This window comes from Trichocoleus sp. Lan, from assembly GCF_039961855.1.
Lineage (GTDB): Bacteria > Cyanobacteriota > Cyanobacteriia > Cyanobacteriales > FACHB-T130 > FACHB-T130.
Window position 1 is genome coordinate 24125 of the sequence record NZ_JAMPKA010000033.1, and the last position, 21949, is coordinate 46073.

Here is a 21949-nt window from a genome sequence, read left to right on the forward strand (position 1 = left end):
TCTAGCTAAGGCGCTTTTCTAGATATTGACCGATCATTTGCTGTTCTCCGGCACGGGAGATGATCGTTTGCCGGGTGCGGTAGCTTCGACCAATCAGTTTTAATTCTTCTTCAAATGAAGAGTCTCTGTACTCTGTCCGCAAGCACAAAGTTTTGGGATTGGGGAAATAATACTCAGCCGTGACGGGTTTCGGAGTGGCAAAGCCGCGATCGCGATAGAGTGTGGTTCCTAATGCGCCAAACAGTGTTGAACCTTTGGACTCTTTGCGGTTTGTGACTGAATTTGTGCTGTTCCATTCTACATAGGAACCACAAATCAGCGCTGCTGGATCTTCCAGCTGGTGTAACTCTGCCAAATGTAGCAATTCCGAGCTTCCCTGTTCCAGAAACCGGACGGTAATCAGACTCACCATCTCCTTGGTTTCTCCATCCGGCAGCGTATAGTAGCGTCTTTCAGAGTGCCATTTGCCCTCTGATTCCTGAAAAAACGCTGCAATTAAAGATTCTTCATTGGTTTGGGCAAGTTGTCTTAGTGTTGTCACCAGTACCAGTCCTCATATGAATTGAAAATAAAGTTCTTGCAAGCGTCAATTTTTGCTTGGTAGCTATGGGACTTATCACCCTTTTATTTGACCTTTATGCAAGCAATCTGATGAACGGTTGTGCAAGTCACGGTTTCTAGTGACACCCGATCTGGGTACAGTTGAGCGCCACTATATCGGGTCAGCTATCTGGCACTTAGCTGACGTACCACCTTGGCTAGAGTGGTAAGCCTGCCAAAATGCAAGTTACTGTTAACAATCTTAATAATAATAGATGATAGCTAAAAATACTTACTAGCGGCTCTGTCATCCGGAAGAATCTTAGAACCGTCTATCCCCTAAGGGCGCGACGAAAGGTGGAAAAGCGTTCGAGAGAGATTATCGCGGTTTTCAGTTGAGTGCGATATTTGGAACTTCACCCCCAGCCCCTCCTCGTTCACAGAGAGGAGAATATGGAACCTCACCCCCAACCCCTCTCCGTTCACGGAGAGGGGAGAATATTAAACCCCTCTTCGTTGACGGCGCGACACTAGCGGCAGCAAGGCGGGGCAGGCAGCGAGGAGAATCGGGAATATTAAACCCCTCCTCGTTTACGGGGAGGGGCAGGGGTGGGGTTAAAATGTACGGCATCCAATCGAGAATAGCTATCTAGCAATCTATATTTGAGTTGTGAGCCAAGCGATCGCGGACATTCGCCTCAGATGTCGCCCACTGGACGATCGCTTGGGTTAAGCCGTCTAGAGTGTATTCTGGGGCTTCGACATCCACTCGCCCCAGCAGAGAAAGACAGGTTTTAGAAGTTTGAGGGCCAATCGAGGCGATACAGACACCTTGTAAGGGTAATTTGTCGATTTCACCGACTAATTGACCAAAAAATTGCACGGTTTTAGAACTTGCAAAAGTAATCACATCTACTGCTTGTCGCTGGAGGGCATCTAAGGCGGCGGGTGCGATCGCTTTCGGGCACTGAGATTGATAAGCCGCCACTTCGATTACTTCCGCACCCTGGGCGGTTAATTCCTTCACCAAGACTTCTCTTCCACCCGTTTCCACTCTAGGAAAGAGAATTTTCTTGCCTCCTAACGATTCTGGAAAGTATTCAACTAGCGAATCTGCAACAAAATCTGGGGGAATAAAATCAGGTTGTAAGCCATGCTGCTTGAGACTTTGGGCGGTTTTCTTCCCGACGACGGCAATTTTGACCCCGGCTAAGGCACGGGCATCTTGATTTCCCGCTTCCAGCCGTTCAAAAAAGTAATCAACCCCGTTGCTGGAAGTGAGAATTAACCAGTCGAAATCCGATAAGTGCGCGATCGCACGATCCAATTCTTCCCAACTGGAAGGCGGAGTAATTTCCAGCGTCGGCATCTCAATCACCGTCGCGCCTTCTTCTTGGAGACGCACGCAAAACTCACCCGATTGTCCAGCTGCGCGTGTCACCAGGATAGTTTTCCCAGCTAGCGGTTGGGAAGAGTTTTGAGTCGTTAGAGACGAGGTTTTCTGAGAACTGTGGCTTCCCATAGGTATGTCTGATAAACTCACCCCTGCGGATTGGGTTGAAGATGCTGATGATTGTACGGGCGGATTTAGGCGTCGATCTGAGACGACTGGTGCATCTGGCGATCGCAAGTATTCTCTCAAACCAACGACTTCCCCAATGGTAATGATGGCGGGAGAAAGAGATTCGCCCGTAGTTTGCTCAACGATAGTGCCCAGCGTAGCTGTCCAGACTTGTTGTTGAGGCGTTCCCGCCCAACGAATCGCGGCGACGGGAGTAGAAAGCGATCGCCCATATCGATGCAACTGATAGACAATTTCACCGAGATTGCGCCCACCCATCAAGATTACCAGCGTTTCCATCCGCGCCAGCGCCTCCCAGTCCAAAACCTCTGGCTCATGGGCAGTAATCACCGTAAAACCTCGGCTCATCACCGGATCTGTTAGCGGAATCCCCGCCAGCAACGGTGCTGCTAGTGCTGAAGAAATCCCCGGTACAACTTCAAAAGGACACCCAGCGGCAATTAATGCCTGAATTTCTGAAGTAGAACGCCCGAAAATGAACGGATCGCCACTTTTTAGCCGCACAACTTGCTTTCCCTGCTGACAGTGTTCTACCAGCAGTTGGTTAATTTCAGCTTGCGGTGTGCTGGGTTGTCCACCGCGTTTGCCCACATCCAACTTCAGGCAACTGTCTGGCACCAACTCCAACAACTGGGCATCTACGAGGGCATCGTAGACTAACACCTGTACCTCAACGAGTAGATGTTGCGCCCTGACGGTGAGGTAAGCAACATCTCCCGGCCCTGCCCCCACCAGATATACTTTTCCGGTACGCTCAGTCATGATTTGGCTGCGCTCAAATGAATTTGAAGCTTATTTCGGGGTGTCCATTTCCTGGATGAGTTGATCGAGTTGTTGTTGCTCTGTAGTACCCGCTTTATATAAGTTTCTAGCTTTTTGAAGAATTGCGATCGCTTCCTCGATTTTGTCTTGTTTAATCAGCGTGTCTCCCAACCTCAAATAAGCATCAACATTTTTGGGCGATCGCTCAATCAATTCCCGGAATATGGGTGTCGCCTCGTCAATCTTATCTTGCGCCATTAGCGCATTTCCCAACAGCAATCGAGCCATGTCATTGGTGCGGTGCCGCTCAATCACTTGGCGGAAAGCTGCCTCTGCACCCGCGTAATCTTTTTGTTTATAAAGTGTCACCCCTTTTTTAAAAAAGTTTGAAGCGACGAATGTCTTCCCCAAGAAAAAACCCAGGAGAGTCAGACTAATCCCGACAACAGCGACAGCCAGAAAATAAGTTAGTTGAGATGTTTCTGTTTCCACCCTTGGTAGCCCTCCGGCACTTGTGGCACCCCTTTACTTAAGCTTACCCTGACGAGGGTTTTAACCTTTCTTATGCTAAAAGACAGGCAGCGGGGAAAATCAGATATTCTAAGAAAAAGAGTTTCCAAATAAATTGGTAAAAAGATGCGATCGCGCTCTTATCCTGCAAATCTACACTTCTACTTCGCCACCATAGCAACAAGAGTGCGAATACATGAGTAATTATTACAAATGTGGAATTAACCGCACTTAGCGATAACGCCCCAGCTACAATCATGCCCAGGTAACAGACCGTAATCACCCAAAGAGAGAGATTAAAGACGGCTGGCTTACCGAGTTGAATCGTAAACGTGTTGATGTTGTATTGCTTATCGCCCTCCATGTCGGGGATGTCTTTAAAGATAGCGATCGCAAACGTAAATACCAACACAAACATCGTCAGCGCCCAGACTGATGCCGGAATCGCTTGACTTTTTTGCAATACCCAATTGAAGTGCAAAAACAGCCCTAAATTGACAATGACTCCGCGCACGGTGAAAATGCACAGCGCTGCCCAAAAAGGAAATCGTTTTAACCGAATCGGTGGCAGAGAATAGGCTGTACCAATGGCTAAACTAACCCCCACCGTGAACAGTAAATATCGTCCCAGAAGCAGCGCCAACAGCAGCGCCACACTTCCACTAATGGCGACAATAATTTGAGCTTGCGCTCTAGAAAATTCACCAGCAGCGATGGGCAAATGGGGTTTGTTAATTTTGTCAATTTCCACATCTTCGAGCTGATTTAGCCCGACAATGTAGAGATTTCCGCCCAGACAGGCAATCCATGCACCCAAAAACTGTTCGACGCTGGTGACGCCCCCGGAAGCTGTTGCAAGCGCGATCGCGTACAACGCCATCACGCTCAGGCTGGTGCCAATAATCGTATGAGGGCGGGAGAACTTCCATAAGGCGTAGAGCCAGGAACCAGTACGCCGCACCGGGTGGGACTCAGAAGGACTGGTTTTGGGAAGGGAAGACTTTTCAGGAGAAATCTGGCTCATGCGTGCCTGAATGAATACTCAGGCTTGATTTTAAGCAATTTTTGTTCCCAAACGTTATTTCTTAGTCGCACAGAGCAATCCGAATCGAATCAGTCCTTGCTCATAGCCCCGGCTCATTAATCCGAGTGAAAGCGCCGCTTGAATCGTTGTCCAGCCGGAGAAAAGCAAACCCAGAACGGCTCTGGGATCGAGCGTCGAATCAATCACAATATCCCAAAATGGTGCAACAGCTTTTGACCAATCTGCCGTGCGAATATTCTCGAAGGAAACTTTACGAGCCAGCGTTTCATATTCTGGCAGCGAAATCACGTAAGGCAAAGCATACACGCGGTAGATTTCCGCCAGATGTTTCCGCTCATCATCTGTCAGCTGTCCATCTGCGCCCCCGACAGGACGATGACACCACGTTGCCATGAGAAAAGTTCCCCCCGGCTTTAGCACCCGGTAGCACTCCTGCAAGAACTTCTGCTTATTGGGCATATGTTCGCCACTTTCGAGCGACCATACAAAGTCAAAGGAATCGTCAGCGAAGGGCATATTCAGGGCGTCTGCCACCTGGAACGATGTGCGATCGCTTAATCCAGCAATGGCTGCCCGTTCTTTGGCTCTAGTCGCCTGGACGGGACTCAGGGTGATTCCCGTTGCTGCTGCGTTAAATTTTTGCGCCAAGTAAAGAGAACTGCCGCCAATCCCGCAGCCGACATCGAGGATATTGGCGGGGGAGGGTTTTAAACCCCCCTCTAGCGGCACTTCAGCCCACTTGAGCAATTCTTCAATTAAGTCAATTTGCGCTTGCCGCCGGTCTTTTTTCAGAGTACCATCAGCACCATAGTATCCGTGATGCATATGTTCGCCCCAAATCCGTTCCCACAGACCGGATGAAGCGTCGTAGAACTGCTGAATTTGCTGATAAAGAGTTGAAGTCATGAAATTTTCAGGCGGTGTTGCTGAAAATTAGCCTACCAGAACTCGGAAAGCAGTAAGCTCTAAAAAGACTTTTCCTGATAGACCCCTAGACCATGACTGTTGCCCGAACTATTTGCTTGGGATTTCTTGCCCTCGTCACTTTGGGAACGATTTTACTGATGCTGCCGTTTTCAACCAGTGACGGCAGTTGGAGCAATCCGATAATCGCGCTATTTACTGCCACGTCTGCGGTCTGCGTAACTGGTTTATCGGTGGTCGATGTGGGGAAATTTTATTCGTTTTGGGGACAATTGTTCCTTGTCTTGCTGGTTCAGGTAGGCGGATTGGGCTACATGACGGCAACGACGTGCCTGTTGCTGTTGCTAGGACGCAAGTTTGGACTACGAGACAAGATAGCGATTCAACAATCGCTCGACAAGCCAGGATTAGCTGGTGTGGTGGACTTGGTACGCTCAATCATTGCCACAACGCTGATTATTGAAATTACTGGCATCTTTTTACTGATGCTGGTGTTTGTACCCGACTACGGGTTGGATCGCGGTCTTTGGCTATCGATTTTTCATAGTGTGAATGCTTTTAATAATGCAGGCTTTGGCTTGTTTTCAGATAATTTGATGCAATATGTGCGATCGCCTTTGCTCAACCTGATTGTCACTGCCTTGATTATTTTGGGTGGGATTGGCTATGAAGTGATTATGGAAGCGTATTTATGGACGCGCGATCGCTTATCCAAAAGTCAAGCTTGTGTAGTCTTTTCTCTCAATTTTAAGATTGCTACCACGACCACTCTCTTTCTCCTCATCCTGGGAACAATTCTCTTTTTGTTTACAGAATTCAACAATCCACAAACCTTTGGCCCACTTAGTTTCCCCGAGAAGCTTATGGCGGCTTGGTTTCAATCGGTAACACCTCGAACGGCTGGTTTTAATACCATTGATATCGGGAAATTGACCGAAGCGTCTCTTTTTATTACCGTTGCCTTAATGTTTATTGGGACAAATCCTGGCAGTACCGGCGGCGGAATTAAAACCACGACAACAAGGGTCTTACTGAGTTCTACTTTTTCAGCATTACAAGGGAAGGAAGAAGTAGTTTCTTACCAGCGCCAAATCCCGAAGGCGCTAATTGTGAAAGCGACTGGGGTGACAGTTGGTTCGCTTCTGGTGGTCATTGGTTCCACCACTTTAATTGCGATAAGCGATCCACAATTGGCGTTTATCCAAATTTTATTGGAGGTTGTTTCAGCCTTCGCTACTGTTGGACTTTCTACTGGGATTACAGCGAGCATTTCAGTTTTCGCCAAACTGGTATTGATTGCCACCATGTACATCGGTCGGGTGGGAGTTTTGCTCCTGATGTCAGCGATTCTGGGAAATCCCAGTCCCAGCATTATCCGCTATCCGGAGGAGAATTTGTTGGTCGGATAGCGATCGCATTCCCGATGCTTGATAAGCTAGAACCTGAGTAATCTTTAAGCTTTTTGTCAGTTGTTTGTGACCCAATTGCAGCTTGTAGATTAAAAGGTTGAAAGTTAAAAGGTCGGTTTAAACCGACAATTGTTTTCGACGAATGATCCCTAACTCAATGAGTCAGTTCGGAGTTTATTTGTGAACTTATCATCTTTAAACTTTTTTCGCAGTCTCAGCACTAATACCAAGAATCAATTCGCAGTCATTGGGTTAGGTCGTTTTGGTCGTGGCGTCTGCTCGACCTTACACCATCTGGGCTACGAAGTGCTGGGTATTGACGCCGAGGAAAAGAGAGTCGCCCAAGTTTTGACCGATCAAATCGCTTCCCATGCCTTGCAGCTGGACTCGACTGAACCCGCTGCGCTTAAAGAGGGAGGAATTTTTGATTTTGATACGGTCATTGTGGCGATTGGGAATTATCTCGAAGCTAGCGTGGTAACGACCCTGAATCTGAAGGAAGGCGGGGTGACTCATGTGGTAGCAAAAGCATCCTCGGAAATCCATATGAAACTCCTGACAAAAGTCGGGGCAGATCATGTGGTATTTCCAGAGCATGAAATGGGGTGTACGTTAGCGCGATCGCTGACTAAACCAGCTATTTTAGATCGATTCGATCTGGACGTTGATAACAGTATTGTAGAAATTATTATTCCAGACGATTTTCACGGCAAAACCATCTCTGAACTACAACTTCGCAGCCGCTATGGTTTAAATCTGCTAGCAGTCAGTCACAATGGCAAGTTTGAAATTAATCCCAATCCCAACCATCGACTCTATAAGGGAGCCGCAATGGTTGTGATTGGTTCAAACAAGGACATTAATCGCCTACCCATTTAAAAATTCAAAATTCAAAAGCTCGTTTTTGAATTTTGAATTTTCATTCACGAAGCCCCTAACTGCTGTAGATACTGGTTGATCTGGTCAATTTTGTCTGCATTCCCCTGCTGATTGAATAGCGTTTTAGCTTGGAAAAGAAAGGGGATTGCCTCTTCGCGTCGTCCAGTTTGTTGCAGCGTTACTCCCAAGTTAAAAAAGGCATCTGCTAGGGTGGAATTGAGGACAATCGCTTCTTGGTAATTGGCGATCGCTTCCGCTAGCAGACCTTGCCGTTGCAAAGCTACGCCCAGATTATAGAGAGTCACGGCATCATTTGGGTTGAGGCGCTTGGCTTCCCTCAATGCCGCAGCTGCATCTTTGACCTGGTTCTCCTTTAACAGCATTGCTCCCAATTGTTGATAAGCGTCGCCATCATTGGGATTGAGACGCACCGCCTGCTTGAATCGATTAGCTGCCGCTTTGGAGTTGCCTTGCTGAACAAAAATTAAACCCATCTGGTACTGAGCCTCTGCCAAGTTCGGATTCTTAGAAGCCGCTGCATTCAGGGCGTTAATTGCTTGTGTCGGCTGATTTTGCTGCGCGTAAAGTAACCCCAGTTGATATTGAGCATCGGCAAGCGTTGGGTCAAGTTCAACTGCTTTTTGAAACTGAGCCATCGCGGCTTCATTTTGATTTTGGTTGACTAACAGCAGTCCCAGATTATAGTAAGCGACTGCATATTTCGGGTCATTCTGAATCGCCTGCTGATAGGCAGCGATCGCTTCTTGTGTTTGACCTTTTGCCTCCATCGCCAAGCCCACATTATAGTAAGCATCTGCCAACTTGGGATTTAAACTTAGCGCTCGTTCATACGCAGTCAGTGCGGCGTCGGGTTGCCCTTGCTTATATAAAGCAACTCCCAAATTGTAGTAAGCTTCTCCCAAATTGGGGTCGAGACGAAGCGCTTGCAGGTACTCATTCGTTGCCTTCTCAAGCTGTCCTTGCTCGGCTAGAGAATTCCCCAACAGATAATAAGCCATCGCAATGCTGGAATCGAATTCAAGCGCTTTGCGAAGAGCTAGCTCTGCCCCCCGATAGTCTCCGCGATTATACCGCGTCACTCCTTGTTGGAAGTAAGTCGCTGCCTCAAAATCTTGAGTGTATAGACCTTCGACCATCTGCTTAGTGAGTACGGGCGACTCAAAAGAAGTTGTCTTTTGTCGCCCAGCCCGCGATTCACCGGCAAAGGCAGTGCTGGCAGTCGTCAAACCAAGACCGATCAAAGCAGCCGCAAGGAGATAAATTCGTTTGTGGTTTTTAAGCATATCTAGAACCCCGCACCACTCGCTATTTAGGAAAAAGGTAATTGGGAAGGTAATTAGTTGTCAGTTGCAATTTACCACTGACCAGCGATGATTGACATTCCTCATTACCTTAACTTGTCCCATCGTCATCTGATTGTGGCTTCCGGCAAGATTAGCATCGCGTCCCCAAAAGAATAGAAGCGATACCGATGCTTTGTTGCCACTTGGTACAATTCCAGCAACCGCTGACGCCCGATTAAAGCACCCACTAACATCAGCAAACTCGAACGGGGTAAGTGGAAATTGGTAATTAACCCCTCCACTACCCGCCACTGGTAGCCGGGATAGATAAATAACTCCGTCTTGCCCCTAAAGGGGTGTAATTCCCCATTCATAGCAGCTGACTCAAGCGATCGCACCACCGTTGTCCCCACGGCAATAATCCGACCCCCCCTCGCCTTGGTTTCCCGAATTTGTTCCACCGTAGACTTGGGGACTTCTACCCACTCCCCATGCATTTTGTGGGTGGTAATATCTTCTACTTCCACCGGGCGAAACGTCCCGACCCCGACGTGCAGCGTCACCGAAGCCTGCTGAATTCCTCGTTCTTGCAAGCGCTGGAGTAACTCTGGGGTAAAGTGTAGCCCAGCCGTGGGAGCAGCGATCGCTCCTTGAGCCTGGGCATACACAGTTTGGTACTGTTCCGCCTGGGATTGGGAATCTGTAATGTAAGGAGGTAGCGGCACTTGACCGTATTCCTCCAACAAATCTTCAAACCGACTCCCCGCTGGAACATCAAACTGCAACACCCGCCCCCCCGTCGCCTCATCCCTAGACAAAATCGTCGCACTCAATTGATTCGGGCTTGAGGCTGGGTTCAATTTTTCCTCAGCCCCTAGTTTCTGTGGTTCAAAGAATATCTGTGCCCCCGGTTGCAGACGTCGCCCTGGTTTCACCAAAGCTAGCCAGCAGTTGTTCTGCTGTTCCTCCAGCAGCAACACCTCCACGGGGGCACCCGTAGATTTACGACCCCGGAGGCGGGCAGGGATGACACGAGTATTATTTAATACCAGTAAATCTCCGGACTGGAGGAAGTCGGGTAAATCCCGAAAAATGGCGTGGCTGGGATGATCTGGGGATACCACCAGCAAACGCGCACTATCCCTTGGCACAGATGGATTCTGGGCAATCAGTTCTGCCGGGAGTTCATAGTCATAACTGGCGATTAACCGATCGATATCTATATCATCCCGGCTGGGTGCTTCAGCTTGAAACCGTAAGGATTCGGGGCTGTCTATCTTTAATCTTCTTGCCCCACTAACGGCTTTTGACTCTCCCAACCGGGGATCGCTGATGTGACTGTCTTCGTTAAATTCTGTCATGCCGTTAGTTTACTGATAAGGAATCGATCAATTTAACTTTGCAGATTGGGTAAATACCCCCAGATAAGAACGGGGGCTTCTCCCCTATCGCAGACTATCTTACTCATGGAGAATGAGAGTTATAGAACCAGCACGACCTAGACACTAAGAACTTCTCATGGAATACGTCTACTTTCTGGCCAATGCCAGCCTGACACTACGGGTGGTTGAGTATTTACACACAATGCCCCAGTTGCCCGTTCGTTTAATGACGGTGATTCATCAGATTGATGGCTGGGTGATCAAGGTCAAAATGAGTAACCATCTAAACGCGCAGCAAGATGGTGACTTCCGGGCGTTCATGAACGAACTGGGTATTCCCTACGAACCGGCTATTCGCCTCCAGATGGCGCTTTGGAGTCTGGAAACTGGACAGTCCCCCATCGATGTGATGCGTCGCTACCAAGTCGCTGTGGTTTCTCATGGTAGTCCCGATCGGAGCGATATTGAAGCCTTTCGCCAGCAGTTCACAAAAGGGCTGGGATATTGCCCGGAAACTCTAGCTTAATTAACTTAACGGCTCATCGAAAGCGGACTGAATATAGTCTTGTAGACTCAACTGATATTCTCCCACAGCTAAATTTCTAGGTTCTGGTAAAGAAATCAAAGGGAGCTTTTCAGGTTCTGGTAGCAGAACAGTATTGGTCTTAGGACGTTGACATCTGACCAAAGCGACATCAAACCGGCAAGGAAGATTTACTAAATCTGGGCGCTCTGCCAAAAAAATCTCTGCTGTGCGCCAGAGTTTAGCTTGCTTTTGCGGTGTAATCGCTAGCATTCCATCCGCATCCCAATTTCCCCGGCTGCGAGTTTTGACCTCGACAAAGATTAAGCAAGAGGACAGGGTAATGGGGCAATGGGGAACGGGTGATGGGTAATGGGTAGTGGGAAACTCTTCCTCCCGCTGTCTTCCTGTCTTTCTGTCTCCCCCTCCCTTACCTTCATCTGGGCGTTGTCGCGCAATTATATCAATTTCTCCCCAGCGGCAACGCCACCGGCGCTCAAGAATTTCCCAGGCTTGGGAAATCAACCATTGAGCAACTAGGTCTTCTCCTAAAACACCGATATCGGGATAATGAGATAGACGACGGTTTTCCATCAAATGGAACCAGCATGAAGTGTAGGCTAGATAATCGGATTTCGACAATTTTACTCGGTTTATTGCTTGTGGCGATCGCCATTGCCTCTTTTGGCGCGATCGCATCTCCCGCCTGGGCGAACGACTACAACAAAGAATTTTTGATTGGTGTAGATTTCTCCGGCAAAGAGCTGACCGACTCCAGCTTTACTAAAGCCAATCTCCGCAGTAGTAACCTGAGTCATACGAATTTGCGGGGTGTCAGTTTTTTTGGGGCTAATCTGGAAAGCGTCAATTTAGAAGGAGCCGATCTCAGAAACGCAACTCTGGACACAGCCCGCTTGACCAAAGCGAACTTAAAGAACGCGGTTTTGGAAGGGGCGTTTGCCTTTAACACTAAGTTTGAAGGTGCGATTATTGATGGAGCTGATTTTACAGATGTGCTGCTTCGTCGGGATGTGCAACAACAGTTGTGTAAAATAGCGTCCGGTACCAATCCCACTACTGGGCGCGAAACCCGCGAAACTTTGTTTTGCCCCTAATCCTTTTTGAGCGCTCTGAGGAGGTTCTCGATGAGCGTGCAATACAAATCCTCTCCGGGACACGGCATTACCATGCCCCGGAGAGTGTTATCTATACAACTGAGAATTGCGATATTTCTCAATGAATTGAGAACGGCAATATAAGGATTCTGTCTTAACTGCCAGAAAAAACAGAATCCTTATCTGGTGAGGTTTCCAGATTTGCCTCTAACCAAAAGGGCTAATTAACCGTAGTGTTGATGGGTGCATCAGCGATTGTAGCCGCAGATTGGCGTAAGCGATCGCCATACAGAGCCAGTGCATTGCCGCTAAGCAATAGTTCTAAATGCTCCCGGTCATAATCGGCAACAGTTGCAGCATCCTTGACACAGTCATGGAGTACCCCATCCCAGTGCCCATAATCTCCAGAGAAGCAAGCCAGATGTTTGCCAATTTCTCCCATCGCAATGTGAAGATAAGCAGGGCCTGGATCGTCTGATTCAAAGGAAGTAAAGATTTGACCCCGCTCAAAGTATTCCAACGGATCTCGATGGCGGAGATCGTAATGCTCATAAAGACTTGCATCCTCAATCTGAGATGGGTCATGCTGAGCATTCCACAGGAGATCGAAGAGATTTTTTGCCTGACTAATCAGATTGATATTGTTGTGAGTGCCTCTTTCCTGAATCATCAGCTTGGTGAATTCCATCAGGGAAGGACGATAGGGATGCTTGGGGTCAAAGTCACGGATGCGTTTTTCCCAATGCTCGTGGAAAGCATGGGCAAGATCCGGCACCCAACCACAACCGCCTTCTAAAAAGCCAACCCGCAGGGAGGGGAATTGCTCAAACGCCCCATCAAAAACCATTCTGGCTAAAGCCAATTGTTGCTGGTTCCGCTGCACAAAAATGTGCGTCAAGACAAAGGTTTCCACATGATCGGAAATCCCCCCCACCATGTAAGATCCCGGCCCTCCGTGAATGCCCAGACCAATATCCAAATCGGCGGCTGCTTGCAAGATCGGGCGGAAGTCAGGATGGCTAATCGCTTTACAGGTACGGATATCGGGGAAAGCTTGGGGCGCTTTCGGATGGGGAATCGGGAGGTTTGGGGCAACGGCGACGCTAATCATGCCCAGTTCGTTGACGCAACGGTGCATTTCCGCAACCGCAGCATCTACATCCTGTAGAGGCAATACACCAATCGGTTTGAGCCGGTTATCGTAACCCCGACAGTCGTCGGCAATGTAGTTGTTGTAGGCACGGCACAGCGCGATCGCAAAGTCCTTATCCAATAAGCTGGAAAAAACTAAGTTGAGCGTGCCGTAAATTACCTGGATATCAATGCCTTCTTTATCCATGTGTTCAATCCGCACGCGATTGAACATTGCCCCCAAGGTTGTATCTGGATGCAGGTTGCGAAAGCCACCTTTCCCCAGTCCCTGAGGCTGCGGGAACATCCGCATAAAGTCGTTTTTACCCGTTGCCGGATTAAAGTCTACGATTCTCGCCCGTTGGTCGCCCAGACTATCAATCGCTAAACCGATGCGATCGCGATACTCTGGCTCTAGATAATCCCGCATTACTAAAGGATTTTCTATTTTATGGGCATCTGCATCAATTACCAGTAGACCTTGATACATGAACACTCCTTAATAATTTGCTCAATCGTTACCTGCAAATAAATTCCAGGTTTTCAGGGCGTCGGATAGAAGCCTGCCCCGATGAAGACACAATGTTTTTAATTGAATACTCGCCTTGCGGCTGAAATTTAATTCAACGCTTTCTGCTTGCGATGCAAGTATGTCCAAACTTGGCGCAGTCCAAACCAGTTCTCAAAAGACCACATGAGGGAAACCAGGATGGTAATGCCGGGGTACTTGACAAAAGCCGGGTGATTCTTCTCGAAGACAGCATGACCGCCCAAAGCGAATACTTGGGTGAGGACTAAACACACGAGCGTTAACCGCCAATCATAAAACAGAAAGACCACAGCGGCGATCGCTAGCACATTAGTCAAGTGGTGCAGAAACTGGTTGATGGGATGCTGATGACTCGCAACAAAGTGGGCTTTAGCCTCCTGGAAGTAGCTCAAAGTAATTCTCCTGCGCTTGAAACCCGAATTTGTCAAACTCAAAGCGTTGTAGGAACGATATCACTAAGTCTCTTGCGAAAGGGAGAGAAATTAGAATTTTTTTAGGTTGCTTTAACCCAGTTTGGAAATTTTACCCTTGGGATGGCAGCGAGGAGAATGTCATTAAGTCAGCCCTAAACTAAAGTTTGGGCTTAAAGCTAAAACCCGTTCAAACGGGTTCAATCGCTTACCCCAGTAAGCTTTAGCTTACTTTAGCTTTAAGCGGGAAATAAATTTCCCGGCTTCTTGCGTCAGTCCCATTCCCTCTAGGACACGCCTACCGCCACCGGAGTTGCAAATAACCCCGTGATTGACTCAGTTCCTCTTCGCCCAGCCATTCTACAGGCTTGTAAGTGCCAAAAACCCGATCCCACCAATCCACCCCCAAACCAAAATTGTGATGCCACATTCCATATTTGTGATGCACGTAGTGAACTGGCATCTTCATCCAGAAGCACTTGGTTGGGTTTTCGTGCTGTAGCTGATGGGCATAGGCTGAAAATGCAGCATAGAATAAGCCACCAAGGAACCAACCGATTCCAGCCTCCCACGAGTAGAAAAACATCAAACACATTACTAGCAAACTGCCTCTAACATAGTCTCGAAACTCCCACAACACCCCCTGTCCTTCGTTACGACGGTGATGATCTCGATGACGTTCGCCAATCCGAGGCGAGACGTGCATCAAGCGATGTAGCCAATATTCCACCAGACTTGCCAAGACAAACGCCACACAAAAAAAAGCCATTCCTACAGAAAGTTTTGCTAATAAGGTCATAAACTCCCATTCCTCACACTTTTTCTGTATATCAACACACCTGAAGCCTTGTTTATTCGATTTGATTAGCTAGGACGGTTATATCCTATGGGAAATCTTACTAATTTTTTGTTTTCTATTGCTGCTGCCGAGAGCGATCGCGAAATTCAAAAAAGTATAGGGTAAGGCAAATATAATTCCACAAGCTGCACGCCATCGACTCCAAGAGAACACGGCTCGTGATGTAGGATATATCCTCCAGAAACGATTGACTGCACACACCATTTCATCGCCCAATCCGATGACTTCATGCCACCAACCGGCAGGAATATAAAGTGTTTCACCTTGCTCAAGGATTACTTCGCATTTATGCTGGAGTGCCTGCTTGAATTTTGGCATTGTTTTAAAGTCAGGGTTTTCCAGATCCACCTGACTAAACCAAGAACGCAATTTCAATCCGTGGCGCAAATGAATATACACCGGAAATGGATAGAGATTGTATGTCTCTGAGGGTGGAAAAAACACTATTTTTTTAGCACCATGCAGTTGCATCAGCGTGCCGTCCACTGAGTCATAATGTAAGCCTGAGCGATGACCTCCCGGAGCTACATAAATGTTCAGTTCGCTCGCAGGTTTCGTTAAACCTAGCCGAGAGCCAATGATTTTTAAAGACTGGGTATTAGCAAGCGGGGTATTTTTGAGGGGACATTTTCCTAGGTTAATGTCATTTTCATGAGCCTTATGGTTACGCAACATCTCTGCATATTCTGTGAATGGCATACTTTGCAGATTTACGCCACTGCCGATGCTTTTCCATTTGCGCTTTTCCTGCTTTTCCCTTTCCCGCCCTGGATTTCGGAAGATTAACTCTTGGCTGCCAAACTTTTCACATAAATAGTCTAAATTCCAGTCACCTTCACTTTCCAATAAGCCCGTAATGATAATAGGAGTTCCGGTTTTTTGATATTTTTCAAAAAATATTTCTGGTGTTACCGATGAAATATCCACTCGTTCGATTGGCTTGACCTGCTTTTCCAAGCCTAATTTTATGACATTTTCCGATTTGGTTTCCATACCTATCTCCTCACCTATTTTGAGTCAATAATAATTGGATATATAATCATAATTCATTTATGAAAGCTTAGATATCTCTTTTCTCTCTTCCTTATCGCTCTTGGCGTCTAAGCGCTATCGCTAACGCGAGGCTAACGCCAACGCGCAGGCTTCGCCAACGCGGTTCATAAAATTTACAACTCCTATAGAACTGCTATAACTGTCCCCAAAAAGCTTCGTTTTCATCGCTCATTAGTCATTAATAAAGACATTATGAATAATAACTACTAGCGAAGTTTAGCATTTAGTTTGAAGAAAAAGAAAAAATCTGCTTTAATCGACATCTAGTTATTCTTGCTAATGGATCTAATGCACTAATGGCAAATCTATTGCTACCAGTTTTGACAACGATTGCTGAACGTGCCAGGGCGAATTTTGTGAAAAAAACTCGCCGGACTTCTGCTGTACAGGAGCAGTTATTAAAGGAGCTATTGCAGGCTCATAAAGATACCGAATTAGGTCGCAAATATGGGCTGAGAGATATCAAAACAATCGAGCAATTTCAACAACGGATTCCGATTCTGCCTTACAGCAGCTACGAACCCTATACTGAACGCATTGCCCAAGGTGAAAAAAATATTTTAACGCCAGATCCGGTCGTTTATCTCAATACGACCAGTGGCTCGACAGGAAATCAGAAATTAATCCCCGTGACTCAGAGATTTCAGAACTCGTTGGGATGGGCGAATCTGACTTGCATCGGCTTTTTAAGTGAGGCGCTGCGTTCGCAAGATCGAAAATTTGGCAAACTGTTAGTCACCAACACCGCCCAAATCACGGGACGCACCAGTGGCGGGATTGAGTATGGGCCGGGAGGTACAGGCGTCCTCCGCATGGGCAAGTTTCTCTACGAACAACTCTTTGCTCATCCTTACGAAACCCTACAAGCTGCGGATAGTCTAACACGCCACTATCTTTGCTTTTTATTTGCCCTGCGCGATCGCTCGATGCGCGGAATCGGAGCCAATTTTCCCATGCTCATCCTGCGAATCTGCAACTATTTAGAGCGCTACGCGGAAGATTTGATCCGAGACATCGAAACCGGAACCATTGCCAGTTGGTTAACACTCGAACCAGAACTTCGAGCCAAATTGGAACGGCAATGGTCAGCAAATCCAAGTCGCGCCGCTCAATTGCGGGAAATCTTAAAATCAGAGGGACGGCTTACCCCGAAACTAGCATGGCCTGAGCTATCTTTTACCGCCACCGCGCGGGGAGGAACCTCAGATTTTTACTTTGAGCGATTTCCCAGCTACTTTGACGACATCCCTAGCTTTGGGGCTGTTTTCGCCTCCGCTGAAGGCACCTTTAGTATTTACCACGACCTCAACAACGATGGCAGCATCTTAGCCATTGAAGCAGGCTTTTTTGAATTTATCCCGCAAGACCAGTGGGAAGTAGAGCATCCCAAAACCTTACTTGCCACGGAAGTGAAGGCGGGAGAACTTTACCGGATTCTGATGACCAACTATAGCGGCTTCTACCGTTACGATATTGGTGATGTTGTCGAAGTTCTAGGCTTTTACGAGCAGGCTCCTCTGATTGTATTCCGTCACCGTCGAGGCGGGATCTTGTCTTCCACGACGGAGAAAACGACTGAATTTCATGCCACTCAAGTGATGCAAAGCCTGCAACAAGAATTTGGCTTGCCATTAGAGGATTTTTGTATCACTTTGTCCGAAAATGAGTTCCCCGCCCATTATCTCGTGAATATTGAACTCGTTAATGGTCATATTTTGAGCGATCGCCTTGCTTTTTTAGCCAGCTTTGACCGTAAACTCAAAGAAACTAACGTTTACTATCAATCCAAACGCAAGGATCAGGTGCCTCCTCCCCGACTGCGAATTCTGGCTCCTGGCAGCTTTGCCAAAGTTCGCCAACGTCAAGTAGAAAGGGGAATTCCGGATTCTCAACTAAAATTTCCCCATATTAGCGAAGATCGGAATTTTCTAGCTGGACTGGAAGTGGAGCAAGAGGTTAGACTTCCAGAGGATCGCGATTAAATTTGTCTTTGCTACCAAAGAAAAGCAGCAATCCTGCCACCATCGAGACACTCGCTGCCCCATAAAAGACCCCTGGCAAGCCGCCATAATTGATCGCTGGCCCTAGGAGAATCGGGGAGAGGAACTGTCCGAGGAAACCGGCACCCGTTCCGATTGCCAGCACGCTAGACCGGAGTTGTGAGGGGGCGAGATCGGCTAAAGCGCTATAGAGGTTGGGTAGTACAATCCCAAATCCCACCCCGAAGAGTACCGCTGTTATCAAAATCCAGAGGAGTTGGGACAGCAGTGGGATGGTTGCCAAGGTTAATGCCATCAGGGCAAATCCGGTTGCGGTGGCTCGATTTAAACCGAGTCGCTTGGCGAGTCCCTTCGCAGCAAAAGCGGAGACAGCCGCTGCCCCAACTGCCCGCGATGCCAGGACAATCCCATTGAGAGATGCTCCTGCCCCTATCGTTGCCTTGAGGTAAAGGGGTGCGTAAATAACGACGGCATACATTGCCACTGAGGCTAAGCAAAGGGTCAGTAACAACTGCAAGGCGTGGGGCTGTCCGATGATTTTACCCAGCTTTTGGTTGGAATCGGTGGCGCGTTCTTTAACCCGAAGCTTCGGTGGCTTTTCTTTCAAAATTAAAGCAACCAAAAACGCTAGCGGCAACCCTAGCCCATACAGATAAAAAGCATATTGCCAGTGAGTGGCACCAACCCAGCCCCCTAAAAGCGGAAAAGCAATACCAGTCAGAGTTAGGGTACTGGTTGCGTAACCTAAAGCTTGCGATCGCGCTTCGCCTTCATACAGATTCCCCAGCAAGCCCAGACTCGCCGCGGCAATCCCCCCACTCGCGATACCCAGCAACCCCCGCATCACTAACAGCGGCGTCAGCGTTTGCATGAAAGCTCCTGCCGTGCCTAACACTGCGTAGAGAATTAGGGAAGGAATTAGCACCCGTAACCGACCAACTCGATCTGCCAAAATCCCTAGCAGTGGGCTGAATAGGGCAATCGTCAGGCAATGAAGGCTCACCAAATTACCGGCAAATGCAGGATCGAGGTGAAGTTGTTGTACCATTTCTGGCAAAATTGGCGCAATGACTCCCCCCGTCATGGTAGTCAGGGAGCCTGCTGCCAGCAGCACTAACAGTCTGCGATCGCCCAACATAAGCCAGAAACCTGCAATTTTTGGTCATCATAACCTAGATAGGTGGAAATCAACTTATTTTGGGCTGTTCTGGGTGATGGGTGATTCATCATTTGAAAAATCACAAAAGACAAAACAAATTGATATTGACTTATCGGCAGCTAGGAAGCTAAATATTGTCACAGAAACAGGCAACAGAGGCACAATTCATGGAACTGGCTACGACGCTAACCAGCCAGACCGTTCAGAATGCTGTTCGAGAGGTGGGCATCAATGGGAATCACTGGTATCCGGTGGGTTGGGCAGACCAACTGAAGCCCGGTGATATCATGCCTGTCGTCATTTGGCAGCAAGCGATCGCAATTTTTCGCGATACTCAAGGGAATCTCCATGCCTTAGAGGATGCTTGCCCTCACAAAGGCATCGCACTGCACAAGGGCACCGTCCAAGGGTGTAACTTGGCGTGTGCTTATCATGGCTGGGAATTTGACGGTGAAGGTCATTGTGTCAGCATTCCCTATCTTCCCGACACCCAAAAACTTCCCCGCGCCCAAGCCCGCAGTTATCCAGTGCAAGAAAAATATAATCTTATCTGGATCTTCCCTGGCGATCGCGCTCTCGCCACCACCTGTCAGCCGCCGGATATCCCTGAATTTGACGAGCCAGATTGGTTAATGGTGCCAGTGAGTGCCCACTTCCAGGCACATTTTTCCATCTGCAATGAGAACACGATGGATGTTTTTCATGGTTTCCTGCACCAAAAATTGCAGGGTTGGTTCGATCCGGTGCTAACAAGTCTGCGAGAGACGGACGCCGCAGTCTGCGCCGAATACAATGTTTCCTACAAAGGTCGCATGGCTCAGTTTCTCGGATTGAGCGATCGCGCTGACGAAGTAACCACCTTACCGATCTCGATTCAGTATCGATACCCTCATTTTTATACCGTTCTCCAAGGAGTTTCCGCCCTATACTTGATGCGATTGCCCGTTGGCTTAACTGAGAGCCGCTCTTTTGCCTTTTTCTTTTTCAAAGTCCGCCTGCCAAAATGGGTACTCAACCCGCTCAAGCCTTTGTTGCAAATCCTGCTCCCGCGCTTTGTGTTGTTGAAATTTCTCGCTCAAGACATCGAGATGATCGAAAGCGAGCAGCGAACCTATTTAGCCAATCCCCAGCGACGTTATGTAGAAATAAATCCAGCGATTATTGCTATCCAGCGGCTAATTGTCCGGCAACATGAGAAATTTGTGCAAAAATCTAGTCAATCGCAAAATCATCAGGGGAATTCAGAAAAGTCTATTTCTCTCTCGTGAGGCGATTGCAAGAGAGCCATCTGAACTAACCCAAGAAAATTCACTCGGATGAAGGCAATCTTAGCAGCGGCGTATCCTCTAGCCCTTTCTCAGTCCTGCGGTCAAGTGAGCTGGAGCAATATATTCATAAACACTATGAGGTCTTATTCCTTTGGGCGTTTCGTCAGACCTGGATAGCAGAAACCGAGTCTGGCAAATATTACTGTTGAGCCAGAGGCGATCGCCGATCTGGTAAAAGCTGAGAGGAGTCAACTTGTGCAAATTGTAAAAGAATATGTCCAGCATTGGTACGAGAGTGGACTTGACCCCGATGAATATATCTGTCATCAGAAGCAGGGGAATACAGTCGAGATTGAAGACGCGGCGACGGGTGAGCGTCAAACCGTTCTCAGCTTCTGCACCAATGATGTTTTAGGGTTAGTTCACGAAGAAGCCGTTAAGCAAGGTGCCATTGATGCCATCCTGAAATACGGAACGTCAAACAGCTCCTGCTCCGTCTTGAGCGGTCGAATCGATCTGCATCGACAGCTAGAGGACGAGATTTCAGCCTTTAAGCATCTGCCCCATACCCAGCTATTTCTGAATGCTTGGATGGCGATGCAAGCCTTAATGGATGCCTTCTGCCACTTGGCAATTCCCGTGCCGGGATTTCAGAACACTCGCGAAACTTTAATTCTCACCGATGTCCTCAATCATGGCTGCATTGTCTCAGCCGTGGTCAATGCCGGGACTCGTTCCGGAAAAGTGTTTGGCAATAGCCCCCGCACCCGTGTAAAAGCTTACCGCCATTGTAATGTGGAGGATTTAGCGCGGAAACTCCATCGATATGCCCGACCTGGCGATCGCATTCTGGTTGTATCCGATGCCGTATTCTCAATGGATGGGGATATCGCGCCGCTGCTCGACATGATCGGTGTCCTGCAAAAATACGAGGGCAGCGTGCTGGTAATGGATGAAGCTCATGCCAGCGGTGCCATTGGAGCCACGGGAAGAGGGATCTACGAGCATTTTGGCATTTTGCCCAGTTATGCGATTGAGCGGGGCGTCGTGCCGCTGATTATGACGACTTTCTCTAAGTTTGCCGCCTCAGCCGGAGCCGCCATTAGCAGCCACGTCGCAGAGTTAAAACCTCTGTTGAATGTTTCTCCCACCTCAATTGGAACCATTTCTTTACCGCCCCCAACCACGGCTGCTGCCTTAGAAAGCATCCGTATCGTTCGCCAACAGCCAGAACGAGTCCAAAAGCTACAGGAAAATACCCGATACTTGCGATCGCGCTTAGCTGAAAATGATTTTGCCGCAATTGGCGAGACCAACGTTGTCCCAGTCATTTTACCGTCAGAGATTAATCCCAAGGTCTTTGGCAGACAACTTTTGCAAGAGCGCGGTCTTTGGGTCTCTCCGATTTGGTTTATTGCCAAACCCCGCCTCCGCATTACCGTCAACGCTCTCCACACTCACGAGGAAATGGATCGTTTGGTGGCAGGAATGGTAGCCGTTCGGGACTTGTTGTATAAACCAACGATTAGTGCATAGCAATACCA

At 48.1% G+C, this 21949-nt stretch carries 20 protein-coding genes; 7 read left to right on the forward strand and 13 right to left on the reverse strand.

Annotated features, from left to right (window positions below):
- Position 1: 1 nt before the first annotated feature.
- The 5 genes from NDA03_RS23355 to NDA03_RS23375 all read right to left on the reverse strand — a co-directional run bounded on the left by NDA03_RS23355 (position 2) and on the right by NDA03_RS23375 (position 5345).
- The gene (locus NDA03_RS23355; protein WP_190427680.1) at positions 2-541 is read right to left on the reverse strand and encodes a phycobiliprotein lyase; all 540 of its coding nucleotides are present in this window, start codon (positions 539-541) and stop codon (positions 2-4) included.
- Between the two features lie 648 nt (positions 542-1189).
- Complete coding sequence (gene cobA, locus NDA03_RS23360) at positions 1190-2884, reverse strand: uroporphyrinogen-III C-methyltransferase (protein ID WP_348239292.1); 1695 nt, start codon at positions 2882-2884, stop codon at positions 1190-1192.
- A 30-nt stretch (positions 2885-2914) separates the two neighbouring features.
- A complete protein-coding gene (locus NDA03_RS23365) occupies positions 2915-3376 on the reverse strand; it encodes a tetratricopeptide repeat protein (RefSeq protein ID WP_190676936.1) in 462 nt (153 codons plus the stop codon).
- Positions 3377-3446: 70 nt separating this feature from the next.
- Positions 3447-4418, reverse strand: coding sequence for a homogentisate phytyltransferase (locus NDA03_RS23370; protein ID WP_348239293.1), 972 nt, complete (start codon positions 4416-4418; stop codon positions 3447-3449).
- 54 nt (positions 4419-4472) lie between these two features.
- Positions 4473-5345, reverse strand: coding sequence for a methyltransferase domain-containing protein (locus NDA03_RS23375; protein ID WP_190536554.1), 873 nt, complete (start codon positions 5343-5345; stop codon positions 4473-4475).
- A gap of 92 nt (positions 5346-5437) precedes the next feature.
- Here NDA03_RS23375 and NDA03_RS23380 point away from each other — a divergent pair, with 92 nt between their 5' ends.
- Both NDA03_RS23380 and NDA03_RS23385 read left to right on the forward strand, forming a co-directional pair.
- Positions 5438-6772: a TrkH family potassium uptake protein gene (locus NDA03_RS23380; protein ID WP_190414646.1), complete on the forward strand. Its 1335-nt coding sequence runs from the start codon at positions 5438-5440 to the stop codon at positions 6770-6772.
- Positions 6773-6952: 180 nt separating this feature from the next.
- A complete protein-coding gene (locus tag NDA03_RS23385; protein WP_190414647.1) occupies positions 6953-7651 on the forward strand; it encodes an NAD-binding protein in 699 nt (232 codons plus the stop codon).
- 44 nt (positions 7652-7695) lie between these two features.
- On the opposite strand, the gene NDA03_RS23390 is transcribed toward NDA03_RS23385, so the two are convergent.
- Together NDA03_RS23390 and queA are read right to left on the reverse strand one after the other, a co-directional pair.
- On the reverse strand, positions 7696-8955 hold the full coding sequence (locus NDA03_RS23390; RefSeq protein ID WP_190414648.1) for a tetratricopeptide repeat protein: 1260 nt from the start codon (positions 8953-8955) through the stop codon (positions 7696-7698).
- 125 nt (positions 8956-9080) lie between these two features.
- Complete coding sequence (gene queA / locus NDA03_RS23395; protein WP_348239294.1) at positions 9081-10316, reverse strand: tRNA preQ1(34) S-adenosylmethionine ribosyltransferase-isomerase QueA; 1236 nt, start codon at positions 10314-10316, stop codon at positions 9081-9083.
- Positions 10317-10473: 157 nt separating this feature from the next.
- On the opposite strand from queA, the gene NDA03_RS23400 reads away from it, so the two are divergent.
- On the forward strand, positions 10474-10863 hold the full coding sequence (locus NDA03_RS23400; protein WP_190414650.1) for a hypothetical protein: 390 nt from the start codon (positions 10474-10476) through the stop codon (positions 10861-10863).
- Here the strand turns inward: NDA03_RS23400 and NDA03_RS23405 are convergent, their stop codons facing one another.
- Positions 10864-11454: a YraN family protein gene (locus NDA03_RS23405; RefSeq protein WP_190414651.1), complete on the reverse strand. Its 591-nt coding sequence runs from the start codon at positions 11452-11454 to the stop codon at positions 10864-10866.
- A gap of 14 nt (positions 11455-11468) precedes the next feature.
- Between NDA03_RS23405 and NDA03_RS23410 the strand changes: the two genes are divergently transcribed.
- On the forward strand, positions 11469-11975 hold the full coding sequence (locus NDA03_RS23410) for a pentapeptide repeat-containing protein (protein ID WP_190414652.1): 507 nt from the start codon (positions 11469-11471) through the stop codon (positions 11973-11975).
- 220 nt (positions 11976-12195) lie between these two features.
- Here NDA03_RS23410 and NDA03_RS23415 read toward each other — a convergent pair whose 3' ends face one another.
- The 4 genes from NDA03_RS23415 to NDA03_RS23430 form a co-directional block, all read right to left on the reverse strand.
- The gene (locus NDA03_RS23415) at positions 12196-13596 is read right to left on the reverse strand and encodes an amidohydrolase family protein (RefSeq protein WP_190414653.1); all 1401 of its coding nucleotides are present in this window, start codon (positions 13594-13596) and stop codon (positions 12196-12198) included.
- A 128-nt stretch (positions 13597-13724) separates the two neighbouring features.
- Positions 13725-14048: an Mpo1-like protein gene (locus NDA03_RS23420; protein WP_190414654.1), complete on the reverse strand. Its 324-nt coding sequence runs from the start codon at positions 14046-14048 to the stop codon at positions 13725-13727.
- A 316-nt stretch (positions 14049-14364) separates the two neighbouring features.
- Complete coding sequence (locus NDA03_RS23425) at positions 14365-14865, reverse strand: sterol desaturase family protein (RefSeq protein WP_190414655.1); 501 nt, start codon at positions 14863-14865, stop codon at positions 14365-14367.
- A gap of 78 nt (positions 14866-14943) precedes the next feature.
- Positions 14944-15918 (reverse strand): cupin-like domain-containing protein, encoded by a 975-nt coding sequence (locus NDA03_RS23430; RefSeq protein ID WP_190414656.1) that lies wholly within the window; start codon positions 15916-15918, stop codon positions 14944-14946.
- 356 nt (positions 15919-16274) lie between these two features.
- Between NDA03_RS23430 and NDA03_RS23435 the strand changes: the two genes are divergently transcribed.
- Positions 16275-17960, forward strand: a complete 1686-nt coding sequence (locus tag NDA03_RS23435; protein WP_348239295.1) for a GH3 auxin-responsive promoter family protein — start codon at positions 16275-16277, stop codon at positions 17958-17960.
- Here NDA03_RS23435 and NDA03_RS23440 read toward each other — a convergent pair.
- The gene (locus NDA03_RS23440; protein WP_190414658.1) at positions 17935-19116 is read right to left on the reverse strand and encodes an MFS transporter; all 1182 of its coding nucleotides are present in this window, start codon (positions 19114-19116) and stop codon (positions 17935-17937) included. The two genes, NDA03_RS23435 and NDA03_RS23440, sit on opposite strands and share 26 nt — an antisense overlap.
- A gap of 188 nt (positions 19117-19304) precedes the next feature.
- Here NDA03_RS23440 and NDA03_RS23445 point away from each other — a divergent pair, with 188 nt between their 5' ends.
- Together NDA03_RS23445 and NDA03_RS23450 are read left to right on the forward strand one after the other, a co-directional pair.
- The gene (locus tag NDA03_RS23445) at positions 19305-20405 is read left to right on the forward strand and encodes an aromatic ring-hydroxylating dioxygenase subunit alpha (protein WP_190414692.1); all 1101 of its coding nucleotides are present in this window, start codon (positions 19305-19307) and stop codon (positions 20403-20405) included.
- Between the two features lie 255 nt (positions 20406-20660).
- Positions 20661-21941: an aminotransferase class I/II-fold pyridoxal phosphate-dependent enzyme gene (locus NDA03_RS23450; RefSeq protein ID WP_190414659.1), complete on the forward strand. Its 1281-nt coding sequence runs from the start codon at positions 20661-20663 to the stop codon at positions 21939-21941.
- Positions 21942-21949 lie beyond the last annotated feature (8 nt).

Excerpts from the sequence above, each read along its gene's own strand:
- cobA (WP_348239292.1), bottom strand. The coding sequence starts at position 2,884 with ATGACTGAGCGTACCGGAAAAGTATATCTGGTGGGGGCAGGGCCGGGA.
- NDA03_RS23370 (WP_348239293.1), bottom strand. The coding sequence starts at position 4,418 with ATGAGCCAGATTTCTCCTGAAAAGTCTTCCCTTCCCAAAACCAGTCCT.
- NDA03_RS23375 (WP_190536554.1), bottom strand. The coding sequence starts at position 5,345 with ATGACTTCAACTCTTTATCAGCAAATTCAGCAGTTCTACGACGCTTCA.
- NDA03_RS23380 (WP_190414646.1), top strand. The coding sequence starts at position 5,438 with ATGACTGTTGCCCGAACTATTTGCTTGGGATTTCTTGCCCTCGTCACT.
- NDA03_RS23390 (WP_190414648.1), bottom strand. The coding sequence starts at position 8,955 with ATGCTTAAAAACCACAAACGAATTTATCTCCTTGCGGCTGCTTTGATC.
- queA (WP_348239294.1), bottom strand. The coding sequence starts at position 10,316 with ATGACAGAATTTAACGAAGACAGTCACATCAGCGATCCCCGGTTGGGA.
- NDA03_RS23400 (WP_190414650.1), top strand. The coding sequence starts at position 10,474 with ATGGAATACGTCTACTTTCTGGCCAATGCCAGCCTGACACTACGGGTG.
- NDA03_RS23405 (WP_190414651.1), bottom strand. The coding sequence starts at position 11,454 with ATGGAAAACCGTCGTCTATCTCATTATCCCGATATCGGTGTTTTAGGA.
- NDA03_RS23410 (WP_190414652.1), top strand. The coding sequence starts at position 11,469 with ATGAAGTGTAGGCTAGATAATCGGATTTCGACAATTTTACTCGGTTTA.
- NDA03_RS23415 (WP_190414653.1), bottom strand. The coding sequence starts at position 13,596 with ATGTATCAAGGTCTACTGGTAATTGATGCAGATGCCCATAAAATAGAA.
- NDA03_RS23425 (WP_190414655.1), bottom strand. The coding sequence starts at position 14,865 with ATGACCTTATTAGCAAAACTTTCTGTAGGAATGGCTTTTTTTTGTGTG.
- NDA03_RS23430 (WP_190414656.1), bottom strand. The coding sequence starts at position 15,918 with ATGGAAACCAAATCGGAAAATGTCATAAAATTAGGCTTGGAAAAGCAG.
- NDA03_RS23435 (WP_348239295.1), top strand. The coding sequence starts at position 16,275 with ATGGCAAATCTATTGCTACCAGTTTTGACAACGATTGCTGAACGTGCC.
- NDA03_RS23440 (WP_190414658.1), bottom strand. The coding sequence starts at position 19,116 with ATGTTGGGCGATCGCAGACTGTTAGTGCTGCTGGCAGCAGGCTCCCTG.
- NDA03_RS23445 (WP_190414692.1), top strand. The coding sequence starts at position 19,305 with ATGGAACTGGCTACGACGCTAACCAGCCAGACCGTTCAGAATGCTGTT.